Genomic DNA, 11,959 nt, shown 5'->3' with positions numbered 1-11,959 from the left:
CTAGTTTAGGTTAATTGCTCTTTTGGGTTCCTTAGTTTTCTTATCCTTTTTTGCATTTATTGCGTCGATTGCTGCAAATGCAGAAACTTTTAAAATATCACTTGCCGATGCTCCCATAGCAACTATTTGTACTGGATACTCAAACCCATCTAAAATTGGGCCGATAAATATCCCCCCAGCAAGTTCCTCTAACAAATGAGTAGAAATTGCCGCAGAATGAAGTCCTGGCATAATCAATACATTAGCTGGCCCAGTTAATTTGCAGAATGGGTATAATTTACGTAAATTAGGGTTCAAAGCAACATCTACGGACATTTCTCCGTCATACTCGAAATCTAAATCCATTTTATCTAAAACAGCAACTGCATCACGAACTCTACTGGTTTTTTCACGCATCGGATTACCAAAGTTGGAGAATGATACTACGGCGACTCTAGGTTTAAATCCCAAAATTTTAGCAGCTTGTGCAGTTTGGATAGTAATTTCAACAAGGTCTTGGGCAAGGGGAAACTCGCATGCGGTATTGTCAGCAATAATGACATTATGCTTATTTGACAATAGGATGGAATATCCAAGAATTCTCTTGTTTTGCTTTGGTTGTATTACCTTACATATATCGTCTAGACAATTGAAGTAACTTTTTGTTGTTCCAGTAACCATAGCATCCGCATCGCCGCATGCAATCATACAAGCAGCAAAGACATTACGATCTGTTTTTACCATCCTTGCGCAGTCTCTATAAATGTAGCCCTTTCTCTGGAGTTTTTGATATAGATATTCAATATATATATCTATATTTTTATTTATAGCAGCGTTCATAACCGTTATTCCTTCCAGATTATAGCCTTCACCTAGACTTGCAACGATTGGATCGATTTTTGATCTTCTGCCAACAATAATAGGCTTACCATAATGTTCATCCCTCATCATCATGGCAGCTTTAATTACTTCCTCTTCTTCCCCTTCTGCAAATATTACTCTTTGCATTTCGGAATGTTGAATCCTTTCATATACAAAATGCATATATGAAGAAGTAGGGTTAAGTCTACTGGCTAATTCTGCTTTGTAGGCTTTAACATCTAAAGTTTTAATTTTTGTCACGCCAGAAGCAATTGCAGCCTGTGCTACTGCCACAGGAATTGTGGTGATTAATCTTGGATCAAACGGTACAGGGATAATATAATTCGGACCAAATGATTTATGCCCGGAACCGTATGCTCTATATACTTCTCCTGGAACAGGTAGTCTTGCGAGCTCTGCTATTGCAGTTGCTGCGGCTATTTTCATTTCTTCATTAATACATTTAGCGCGTACATCAAGTGCTCCTCTAAAAATGTAAGGAAAGCCCATTACGTTATTAATCTGATTATTATAATCAGATCTGCCTGTGGCAATAATTGCATCATCTCGAACAGATCTAATATCTGCTGGGGTAATTTCTGGATCAGGGTTGGCCATAGCAAATATGATAGGAGAAGAAGACATGGATGCGACCATCTCTGCCGTTACAGCTCCCTTAACTGATAAACCTAAAAATACGTTAGCCCCAACCATTGCCTCTGCAAGAGTACGGCATTTTGTGTCAGAAGCTTTTGCTTCTTTCCACTTATTCATACCATCGGTTCGTCCTTTGTAGATCACACCTTTTGTATCACATAAAATGATGTTATTTTTATTTGCTCCAAGAGAAATAATTAGGTTAATGCACGCAATTGCAGCAGCTCCAGCGCCATTTACCACAATTTTAAGGTCTGATAATTTACGATCAGTTAAGAATGCGGCATTTATAAGTCCGGCTGCAGTTATAATTGCTGTTCCATGCTGATCATCGTGGAATACTGGTATATCCATGTATTCTTTTAATTTTTCTTCTATGATGAAACATTCTGGCGCTTTAATATCTTCTAGGTTGATTCCACCCCAGCTATATCCGAGATGCTTTACTACATTTATAAATTCATCTGGATCAGTACAGTCTACTTGAACATCAAAACCATCAATATCAGCAAATTTTTTAAATAATACGGCTTTTCCTTCCATTACAGGTTTAGAAGCTGCGGCTCCAATTGCTCCAAGCCCCAGGACCGCTGTACCATTTGAAATAATAGCTACAGTATTACCTCTGGCTGTGTATTTATAAATATCATCTGGATTCTTTTGGATCTCAAGGCACGGAGCAGCAACGCCCGGTGAGTAAGCTAGAGCCAAGTCTTGCTGAGTGTCAAGAGGCTTTGTTGGTCGCAAGGCTATTTTGCCAGGTTTGCCAGATTGATGATATTCCAACGCTTTGAGATATTCGGGTGACTTTGAATTATCCATAGTTTTATCCTAAACTAATGTTACGTATTTAGCCTAGGATATACACTAGAGTTGATAATGACAAGATTGAAAAGACGGTTGTAAATGTTATTATTGAAGACATTGTTTCCGGATCCCCTCCAAGTTGCCTTGATAGAATATAAGAAGAGGTAGCGCACGGTAGGCAACTGAAGAGTATACCTACAGATTTTGCCGTTCCACTCACTGACATTAACCACAATATAATAAAAGTTATAATAGGGGTGGCTATTAATTTAACAGCACTAGTCAGAGCTATCTGTTTGAAATATTCAGGCTCAATTTTGAATTTTATTCCAGCACCAACAATTAGCATGCCAATTGCGAAAGCTGAATCTGCTATAGTTTCAAGAGTATTATAAATTCCTAGATTTAGGGTCAATCCTAAATAATTAAACATAAAACCAGCTAAACTAGCTAATATAAATGGGTTTCCCATAATTGATTTAGTCATTATAGCTAAACTTTTTCTTTTAGTTAAGTTGCCTTCTTTAGGTAAATAATAATAAAAAGACATTATAGCTGTAATGTTTGTCAGGATCAGTAAGTAAGGTGAAATTGTAGCGATAATGGTAAGCCCGCTTGAGCCAAACAGGGCTGCGCCAACTGAGAAAAAGATATAATTATTATACCGAGTCGCTCCTTGGAATACAGAAGTAAATTGTATTTTATCGTAATTTGTTCTTGCTTGATAAACAATAAGCGCAGTGGCTACAATTAAGTTACCAACTACTAGTGCAATTGTTAACCTTAGGAATTCTGATGAAGTAAAATCCACTTTTGAACTATGTTCGAATAAGACTGTTGGAAACAAAACATAGAAAGATAATTTCTCTAGACCACGCCAAAACTCGTCGGAAGTTAGCCATTTTCTTCTAATCACGCTTCCTAAGAATGCGATTAAAAATATTGGCAATACGCTGTGAAAAACATTATCCATGTTGCATTGTTATTAAGATATAGGGTTCTTCCCAGATGTTGGATAATACCAATTTAGTATAACAAAATCAAGAACGGTGATGCAATAAGTTTATTTTTCTTAAACATTTTATGGGAACTTAATTTACTAATTAGTAATAAAAATAAAAGTTACCAGCTCATAATTCAGAAAGAAAATAATTATGAACTGGTAACAATGAAAGCAAAAATAAAATTACATACTTATGCTATTAATATAGCAAGATAAATTGCTCAGGTTATGAATTTACGAAAAATCAGCAACAATATCAGTAGTATGGTCTAATCCTAATAGAGCGGTGATATGCTGTCCATCAGGTTGGAACATACTTGTTGTCTCCATGTAATGATATGGATCAACATAATCACGCATGATATGAGCTATAATTTCTTTAGGAAATCCTAGGTCAGCAGCCAACTTGTTGGCTACTTGTAATAGTGACTTTATAAAGTCTTCTTTTACCGGTTCCATTCTAATTTCAGATAAATCAAAATAGTATTTAAAGTTAAATGGTATATTATTTTTAGAATACATTACATCTGAGTATTTTACTTCTATTCTTGGGTTATTATAGCACCCTAATACTACAGCTTCTGATAAAATATCTGTGCCTATAATTTGACAAATTTTAGAAATATCAAGTTTAGCTATGTGCTTATTTTGGGATATAAAGAAATTCAAGTAATCTGGGATCATACTCATATCCATGGCATTATGTACTGATGCTGAGATTGCTAACTCACTGCATCTTAGGTTATTTAGAATACTGAACATAAAATCACATGTCGACGATCCTAAAGGTAAATCAGATAAATTAACTTTAAGAGCTTTTTCTAGTAAAAGAGGTAGGCTTTTTGCCAGAACTTCTTGTTCTTCTTGTGCTAGTTGGGCAAAAATAGAATTTGACACCATAACAGACTGAGACAAGGTGGATTTAGACAAAGCAGACTTAAATATTTCAGAATTAGATAGGCTAGAACTGAGCAAATCTGGTTTATTAGAAGTTACGCATAGTGATGGCTCTAAAGAATAGGATAAAAGCGCATCTATATTATGCATGGCGATTTCTTTCACACTACAATTACTTAGCTGAACTACTTTTAATAGGGTTTCTATATGTTTTAAGCTCATATAGTTACAGTCTAAAAATAAGGTCAAAGTGTCACCATTTTTTGTTTTGCTGATTTCTTTCAAGAAATTAACCCATTCCAACTTTAATGGGTTGTGTGGCATAGGGTAATTGTTATAACTTCCTTGATTTGAAGTGCATCCATTAGGAAAAGATAGCGTTAATTGTTTTGGTTGTGCACTAGGTAATGACTTAAGAAAATCTAGTTCTTTCTTTTTGCTTGTCTGTTTCATAATGTTATTCTCCTTAAATTTTAGTTTATATTAAATATTATAACGCGAGCGCTAATATTTAGTAAGTTATATGAAATGTTAAGTAATAACTACTTTTGCATAGCTTGTCAAATAAAAAAACCTAAGTTTTGTTAGCTCTAATCGTTAAGAAATGGCACGGATATGTGTAAAAACTAATAGCTAACCTGAATTATGGATAAGGAATAGAGTCGTATGGTTTTATACTAGGACTCGCTGTACGCACCGTGATCCTGAATTTACTTCAGGATCATATGAGATAGGAGAAGATTACTTGGCCGAAGAGACATGCGAAACTCACTGAGTTCAGAATAACGGTAGATAAGAAGATACCGGATCAAGCCCGGCATGACTAATAATCGGTCATCTCGTGCTTAGGCTGTGATCCACATCCAGCTTACATTAACCCTAACTTTTAATTACAATAGTATTAGCGATTTTATCATGAATAGCCATGCTTCGTTTACTAAACACTATGGACCAAATGCCAATTATGGCAGTAATATATCCTAAAAATCTTTTGATTAGACTGCGAAGAGATGGCCTTTCCATAGTGTCGGCATCAACTATTTTCATTCGCATGAACATTTTGCCAGGGGTGGCGCCAAATTTTCTCCAGCAGGTAATAAAATAAACCGCCATGAAGATAGTGTTTAGTAGAAATAGTACGCTTGAATATGAAATGAATCTACCGGCTGTGAGATAACTTGCAAACTCTGGCATTCTGACTGCTGTAGAAAAAGCTTCTCTATTAGAACTATCCACACCATAAGTAACAAAAAAGTCATTAAAAAAATACAGAAATACGTAATGGGATATTAAGTTCATTAGCGGTGTGAGCACAATAGACAATATGATTAAGTCTATTGTCATTGCAAAAATTCTAGGAATGAATTTAGAATAGACGATTTGTTTTTTCATAGTGTGATTTCTATCCTTGAATGAGTGTTAAGTAATATTTAGTTGGGGGTAAAAAGTATCGCTCTTAGTTGCGTTTTTGTTGCAAATTGAATATTAATCCGCCAGACTATACTTCACATGCCTCCGGTGCCCACGCGTGTCCACAACAGAAGAAGATACCAGGTCAAGCTGGATATTACCGTGCATGTACGTTTGGAGAATTAGTACTTTCTACATGTTAAACTTTAGCTAATATATCAAACTGGATTAGTTTCAACAACTTTATTGTAACTAATGACGTTAATACTGCTGCCAGTAGTACCATAGCAGCTACTGTAATAAGATTACCTGAATAGAGGTAGCTTGATATGGCAACGAATACAGAGCATATTAATGAACGAAGTGCCATAATTGCCGATGAAGCTGTGCCTTTGATATGAGGAAATAAGTCCATTGATTTAGCAAATATAACTGGATAGGTAGTTGCCGCACCAATACCAAAAATTGTCATAGAAATGGTTGTCATATAAGGGGCGCTATCAAACAGTATAGACGTAGTAAGGAGTAGCGTTGATCCAAACATAACAAGTATGGTTCCATAAATTACAGAATTCTTCATACCAATAAAATTATTTATTTGTTCACAATAAAGACTAGTTATGCAAAATACGCCAATAATGGAACCTTGATGCAAAGCGTAATACATAATAGGTAGCTTATATGTTTCCATATAAAGGAATGAACCGCACGCAACAAAGCTCATCCAACCTCCATATACTAAAGTTGGGGTTATGGATGCATAGAAAAATTCTTTACTAAACATAAGCTGTGTATAGTCTTTTCTAATTTTTTGAAGTTCAAATTTCTCAACGTCGTGCTTTGTCTCAGGTAACCAATAATATAACATTATCCAAGATATAATGGAGATTAAAGCAATTGTTGTGTAGTTACCCCTCCAGCCAAGAGATTTGTTAATGAAGCTGCCAGCTATTGGAGCAGCAGACATAAAAACTGTAATCATTGAATTCATCATGCCAATTAACTTAGCTGACTTTTCTGCGTTGTAAACGTCTGCGACCATGGCAAAGGCAACAACGGCAGAAGTTCCAGCCCCAACTCCTTGAATTAGCCTTGAAAAAAGTAAAAATTCTATACTGGTTGAAAGGGAGCAGCCGCAGGCTCCTATCATCATTATTGCATTTCCAATTATCATGATTTTGCGTCTGCCAAAAGCGTCGGACAACGGGCCATAGAATAGGCTAGATAGGAAAAATCCAAAGAAATTTAGGGCTATCGTCATTTGGGTTAAGCCATCTGAGATATTAAAATGGTCTGAAATATCAGGAAAACTTGGTACAGAAATATCCACTTCTACGCAACATGTTAGTAGAGATATTACAAGTAACAATGGTAGATTTTTAGTCATGATTTATGTTAGGTGTTTATATTATTAATAGCTATTTTTATAGAGTGTATTATTTCTTTTGATTTCTCTAAGGAGTATCGTTTAAATTCATGTCCCCAAACTGGCTTAGGAAATAATCTATCATTTTTAAATCTCGCAACAATATGAATATGCATTTGAGGCACTACGTTGCCAAGGGTTGCAATATTCAACTTGTCTGGAGTAAATACTGACTTTATCACTTTAGCTACTTGGAGTATTTCCGAATTTAATTTATCAAACTCACTTGGCTTTAAGTCCGTAATTTCAACAATATTGATTAGCTCGGGGACAAGTATTACCCAAGGAAAGTCAGAGTTGTTCATCAGACGTAATTGGCATAGTTCGAGCTTAGTTACAAGGATACTATCCTGTTCTAATATTGAACTTAATTTAAAAGTCATTGATTTTCTCGAATTGTTTTTCTTAAGTCTAGTTTATCTATGATTCGTGCAAATGCTCCATTCCCCAGTACATTAGCACTGGTAATAAACGGGTCAAATAAAATATATAAAGCTGTTATCAAAGAAAGCATTTCTGTGTTAAATCCTAGATATTTATCCAATATTGGCAGCATAACGATTATTCCTCCACCAGGAATTGCAGCAACAGAGAATTTGGCTAATACAAAATAAAATGTGAATAGGAAATAAGTGGATATGTCAGGTTGTGGTAGGTTATAATTTTTTAATATTGCATAGGCAAAGCAAGGTATTGCTATGCAGTCCCCGATTAAATGAATGTTAACAGTTGCTGGAATGACTGTGTGAACAAGGTCTTTGTTTTGGGCGTTTTTTTCTGTACCTATGATAGTTAGGGGCATGCTAGCCGCGCTTGACATTGTACTAAATCCACTGAGAGCAGCAGGAATCATATTTTTGATGGAAATAATAGACCTGGAGAGATTAAATTTCTCGAGTATGAAATATATAAATGTAATAAATCCAAATTGACTAAAGGCGATGATTGCAAATATTAAAGTGTAATCTCTAAGGATCTGAGTAATCACACCATCATGTTGAAGTTTTACTACAAAGCCAGCAACAAACAAGGGTATCATTAAAGTGATAATTTTAAGTAGCTGAGTTGTGATTTTTTCAAACAATATGCAGAAGCGTTCTGCCTTTTTAGGAAAAATTCTTGCCGATAATATTCCTGCAATAATTCCAGAAAACATAGCATAGTGATTAGGTACTAGGTTTGGTATTGTGAATAATACATCTCCTTTTAGGGTGTCATTTTCATTTGGTATTGCAAGCGATAAATCAAAGCCATGGATAATCATTCCTATTACTTGGCTCAAAGAAGTGGTTATGAAATTAGAAACTATCACTCCTCCCAGAATTATTAAGATTATCTTGGACGCGTCCTTAGCAAGGTTTGCGGCTGCTTTATAAAGCAAGCTAAAGATTATTACCGGAAGTAAGAAGATAATTAGTGATTTAATGGTTAAGCTAATACCAAAGAGTATCTCTGCTAATGGTAATGGTATGTAGCTGCCAAAGGCAATTATTGTGAATATTATTATTGCCAACGCTGCGGGCATTTGATGAAACATGGCTTTAACCTTTGATGTTTGTTTAGAGAATATTATGAAAAAATTTGAGTAATGCTATAATGTTGACCGGACAGAACCGGTAGTAGTTGTGGTTATAATAAATAGCATTGATTGAATCATTATATTTGCTCAAAAACAAATGTGTTAAAACCAGATTACTTTGGCATGCTATAACTACAGAATTATTTTGTCAAATAAATTCATAAAGTTAAAGAGGATTATTTACCGTCTGTTTTGAGATGATAAGTTAAAATAGCAATCTAAAATTGATAAAATAGGTTTGAGTTATGCACAAAACCATGTTTTTTGCTAAATGATTAAACCATAGAGTAAAAAAATTTATGTTTAAGTTTAGCTTTTATAAGCTTCATGCTGGTTTCCGGGGTGCGCTCATTTTTTAGTCAAATTAAGCAAAGCTTGAGTCTCTAGAGAAAAATTGTTGCATTTAAACATATTACTCACATAGTTATCCACAATTTTTGTGGATATTAATAATTCAAAAGTAGCTATAATCAATTAGACCACAGAAAATAAGCGCAAACTAAGGATAAAATCGCAATGGACTGCATTGCGATTCTTAACGACATTAATTTTGTACCATATTTTTTACTGAATTTTTCTCCAGCTGCCATGGAAAGCAAGCCTAATAACAAAACTATTGTAGTAAGTGCAGCAAAAACAATGATGAATATCATAATATTTAGTTCTAATTTTGTGTTTATTAAAGTATTATGCGGAGGATTTGTCAAGCTTACTAAATAATTACACTCTTTGAGCTGTTGACAATCGAATGGTTTTTTATTAAACTGTCCGGAACTGATCACATAAATAATATAAAAAAATAGTTTGTTATGAAACGTACATTCCAACCAAGTAATCTTGTAAGAAAAAGAAGACATGGCTTTAGAGCTAGAATGGCTACTGTTGGTGGTAGGCTTGTAATAAAAAATCGTAGAGCTAAAGGCAGACAAAAACTTACTGCTTAAACCCTTAAAGGTGAATATCCTTTCTTTAAAAAGCCAAAAAGAATTTGATCGTGTTAATGAGCGTGGATCAAAAATACATGGATCATGTTTTATTTTGGTAGTTTCCACAAAAATCATTCATGATGAATTGGCAGCTTCTAATCCAACAATGCTGGGAATGAAAGTAAGTCGCAAATTCTCTAAAAAGGCTGTTGTTCGTAATAAGGCCAAGAGAAGAATAAGGCATTTAACCCAACTACTTGTAAAAAATTCTGATATAAACACAGACAATAAATCAATAATAGTTATACCCAAACGAGGCTTTGAAAATTATGATTTTTCAAAATTAACTGCTGACTTTTTTAGAGCAGTTGCTAAGCTCTGCTAAACTTACATAAATTTTATCCTGAAAAAATACCACAATTAACTATCATTATAGTTAATTTTGCTCCCCTATTTAATGAGTTTTTTACCTTCTATTGACTTGTGATTCTGATCCGATGTACTTTAGAATTAAGTAAATTACAAATTTAGGGGGTATTTTATGTCATCATTAGATGAATACCAAAATTTAGGAAAAGATTTAAGTGGATACGTAGCAGAGGTTAGGACAAATTCTGGGGCTTCAGGATTACAGGAGGCATTTAAATCAGGTGGTAAGCTATTTGATGTAATGCAAATGCTAGACAAGAAAGAAAAGGCGGTTCGTAATTACGAAGAGCAGCTATTGAAAGCTTTTGACCCTCAAAATCCTGGAGAAATTACTCGTGATTATGTTAACAAAAGGACTGCAGAGAATGAAGCCGAACTCGCAGAAATAAAATTACTTAAAGATAGATTAACTGATCTTTCATCTTCTGTTGGCCAAAAAACTTCTGGTTTTGCTATAACTAGAGCTGTAAATGAATTTTCTGAAGGGGTAGAGAAGCATGAAAAAGTATCAAAAGGATTTTTTTCTACTTTTGCTAGTTTTATAGGTAATATCTTTAAGGGAAAAGATGAACAAAAACTGGCTCAGGCTTCGAATAGTTTAGAGACTAGAAGTAGCGCAATTAGTAACGAGAGTCAAGAGAGGTTTGCTATTCCAGGAAAGGGGAAGGATGCTCCGGAAATACCACAACCAGAACAAGTTGTTCAAAAAGGAATGAGTTCTCAGCAGTTAGGTGGTTTTACGGCACCTCCAATTGACCTACCGCCATCCCCTTCCACCAAAAGATTTAGGTGTAGGGAGTGTTTCTCCACCGTCTCCAACTGACTTAAATGTAGGGGATATACCAAAACCGCCACCACCGCCATCTGACTTAAATGTAGGGGATATACCAAAACCGCCACCACCGCCATCTGACTTAAATGTAGGGGATATACCAAAACCGCCACCACCGCCATCTGACTTGAATGTAGGGGGTATACCAAAACCGCCACCACCTCCATCTGACTTGAATGTAGGGGGTATACCAAAACCTCCACCTATGCCAATTGACTTAAATGTAGGGGGTATGCCGCCACCTATGAATAAAACAGGAACACCGCCACCACCTCCGCCGCCAATGGATGGTATGCCTAAGGTGGCTCCTAAAAAGGATATACCTCCTGTTGGAGACGTGTTTAAGGAATTACTGGCAAAAGCTAACAAAAAGAAAGTGTCTCTTAACCATAAGGATTATGCACATGTTTCTACGGAGCCAAAGGTAGAAATCCCTTCGGGCGGTATGCAAAACGTGCTTCAAGGTGCTCTTCAAGCGAGATCGGGGGGAGGAGAGAGTGAAATACCTATAGAGCAAAGATTGCTTGATAAGGTGCCTAAAAAAGATCAGGAAAATATTCTTTATTCAGCAATGGTTGATAATAATGAAAAGCTTGTTGCAGACTTGCTAAAACATCAATTTGAGTTTAACACTGGAGAGCAACGAGAGAATGATGATGGTTGGGAAGAAGACATTGTAGAAAAAAGATCGACCTTTTCCCTTGAGCGAGTTGAAGCTATTCGTAAAGCTGCCGAGGAAACGAAACATAGAGTGGTTAACGGAATTGATCTTGTTACGGCAAAGGAACAAGAGCCAAAAACAGTCCCTATTGCACCGAAAGTTGAAGAACAACAGGTGGGCCCTGTAAAAGTTGAGAATGTATCACCACCACCGCCCCCTCCAATAAGGGAAATAGGAGGAGGGGTGCCACCACCACCGCCGCCGCCTTTAAAGGAAACTGTTGTTAAGGAACCAAAGGCTCCACCTCTTAAGCCTATTGTAGTACAAGACACAGGTGGCTTACTTGCTCAAATTAGAGAAGGAGGTCTGAAGAATTTAAAAAGTGTTAGCCAAGCCCCGTCTTTAAATTCAGAGGAATTTACTTATACCGCTTCAAAAGAGACTCCCGCCCCAAAGACCTTAATGGAACAAGCTATGCAAGCAAGGCGTGGT

11 protein-coding genes and 1 pseudogene are annotated in these 11,959 nt (G+C 35.8%); 4 read left to right on the top strand and 8 right to left on the bottom strand.

What is annotated here, in order from left to right; all coding sequences use genetic code 11:
* The 8 genes from Megvenef_RS03705 to Megvenef_RS09840 all read right to left on the bottom strand — a co-directional run bounded on the left by Megvenef_RS03705 (position 1) and on the right by Megvenef_RS09840 (position 9,272).
* Positions 1–2,319, bottom strand: a complete 2,319-nt coding sequence (locus Megvenef_RS03705) for an NADP-dependent malic enzyme (protein WP_322776649.1) — start codon at positions 2,317–2,319, stop codon at positions 1–3.
* A 28-nt stretch (positions 2,320–2,347) separates the two neighbouring features.
* Positions 2,348–3,277 (bottom strand): AEC family transporter, encoded by a 930-nt coding sequence (locus Megvenef_RS03700; protein WP_322776648.1) that lies wholly within the window; start codon positions 3,275–3,277, stop codon positions 2,348–2,350.
* Positions 3,278–3,541: 264 nt separating this feature from the next.
* Positions 3,542–4,657 carry a hypothetical protein gene (locus tag Megvenef_RS03695; RefSeq protein WP_322776647.1) on the bottom strand — a complete coding sequence of 372 codons (1,116 nt, stop codon included), beginning with the start codon at positions 4,655–4,657 and terminating at the stop codon, positions 3,542–3,544.
* A 426-nt stretch (positions 4,658–5,083) separates the two neighbouring features.
* Positions 5,084–5,596, bottom strand: a complete 513-nt coding sequence (locus Megvenef_RS03690) for an RDD family protein (RefSeq protein ID WP_322776646.1) — start codon at positions 5,594–5,596, stop codon at positions 5,084–5,086.
* Between the two features lie 217 nt (positions 5,597–5,813).
* Positions 5,814–7,001: a multidrug effflux MFS transporter gene (locus tag Megvenef_RS03685; RefSeq protein ID WP_322776645.1), complete on the bottom strand. Its 1,188-nt coding sequence runs from the start codon at positions 6,999–7,001 to the stop codon at positions 5,814–5,816.
* Between the two features lie 8 nt (positions 7,002–7,009).
* Positions 7,010–7,423 (bottom strand): HIT domain-containing protein, encoded by a 414-nt coding sequence (locus Megvenef_RS03680; protein WP_322776644.1) that lies wholly within the window; start codon positions 7,421–7,423, stop codon positions 7,010–7,012.
* Positions 7,420–8,577 carry a cation:dicarboxylate symporter family transporter gene (locus Megvenef_RS03675; protein ID WP_322776643.1) on the bottom strand — a complete coding sequence of 386 codons (1,158 nt, stop codon included), beginning with the start codon at positions 8,575–8,577 and terminating at the stop codon, positions 7,420–7,422. The genes Megvenef_RS03680 and Megvenef_RS03675 overlap by 4 nt, the downstream gene beginning before the upstream one ends.
* A 512-nt stretch (positions 8,578–9,089) precedes the next feature.
* Entirely contained in the window at positions 9,090–9,272 is a 183-nt protein-coding gene (locus tag Megvenef_RS09840; protein WP_410519756.1) for an HIG1 domain-containing protein, read from the bottom strand.
* Between the two features lie 156 nt (positions 9,273–9,428).
* On the opposite strand from Megvenef_RS09840, the gene rpmH reads away from it, so the two are divergent.
* From rpmH to Megvenef_RS03655, 4 genes and pseudogenes are all read left to right on the top strand, one after another.
* Complete coding sequence (gene rpmH, locus Megvenef_RS03670) at positions 9,429–9,563, top strand: 50S ribosomal protein L34 (RefSeq protein WP_322776642.1); 135 nt, start codon at positions 9,429–9,431, stop codon at positions 9,561–9,563.
* 10 nt (positions 9,564–9,573) lie between these two features.
* A complete protein-coding gene (gene rnpA / locus Megvenef_RS03665) occupies positions 9,574–9,930 on the top strand; it encodes a ribonuclease P protein component (RefSeq protein ID WP_322776641.1) in 357 nt (118 codons plus the stop codon).
* A gap of 156 nt (positions 9,931–10,086) precedes the next feature.
* Positions 10,087–10,797 carry a hypothetical protein gene (locus Megvenef_RS03660; RefSeq protein ID WP_322776640.1) on the top strand — a complete coding sequence of 237 codons (711 nt, stop codon included), beginning with the start codon at positions 10,087–10,089 and terminating at the stop codon, positions 10,795–10,797.
* A pseudogene (locus Megvenef_RS03655) lies at positions 10,727–11,959 on the top strand (hypothetical protein); the annotation flags it as partial. The gene Megvenef_RS03660 and the pseudogene Megvenef_RS03655, both read left to right, overlap by 71 nt.

It is taken from the genome of Candidatus Megaera venefica, assembly GCF_034554655.1.
Classification (GTDB): Bacteria; Pseudomonadota; Alphaproteobacteria; order Rickettsiales; family Rickettsiaceae; genus Megaera_A; species Megaera_A venefica.
This window is presented reverse-complemented; position numbering and strand designations above follow the sequence as displayed.

Excerpts from the sequence above, each read along its gene's own strand:
- Megvenef_RS03705 (WP_322776649.1), bottom strand. The coding sequence starts at position 2,319 with ATGGATAATTCAAAGTCACCCGAATATCTCAAAGCGTTGGAATATCAT.
- Megvenef_RS03700 (WP_322776648.1), bottom strand. The coding sequence starts at position 3,277 with ATGGATAATGTTTTTCACAGCGTATTGCCAATATTTTTAATCGCATTC.
- Megvenef_RS03695 (WP_322776647.1), bottom strand. The coding sequence starts at position 4,657 with ATGAAACAGACAAGCAAAAAGAAAGAACTAGATTTTCTTAAGTCATTA.
- Megvenef_RS03690 (WP_322776646.1), bottom strand. The coding sequence starts at position 5,596 with ATGAAAAAACAAATCGTCTATTCTAAATTCATTCCTAGAATTTTTGCA.
- Megvenef_RS03685 (WP_322776645.1), bottom strand. The coding sequence starts at position 7,001 with ATGACTAAAAATCTACCATTGTTACTTGTAATATCTCTACTAACATGT.
- Megvenef_RS03680 (WP_322776644.1), bottom strand. The coding sequence starts at position 7,423 with ATGACTTTTAAATTAAGTTCAATATTAGAACAGGATAGTATCCTTGTA.
- Megvenef_RS03675 (WP_322776643.1), bottom strand. The coding sequence starts at position 8,577 with ATGTTTCATCAAATGCCCGCAGCGTTGGCAATAATAATATTCACAATA.
- Megvenef_RS09840 (WP_410519756.1), bottom strand. The coding sequence starts at position 9,272 with ATGATATTCATCATTGTTTTTGCTGCACTTACTACAATAGTTTTGTTA.
- rpmH (WP_322776642.1), top strand. The coding sequence starts at position 9,429 with ATGAAACGTACATTCCAACCAAGTAATCTTGTAAGAAAAAGAAGACAT.
- Megvenef_RS03660 (WP_322776640.1), top strand. The coding sequence starts at position 10,087 with ATGTCATCATTAGATGAATACCAAAATTTAGGAAAAGATTTAAGTGGA.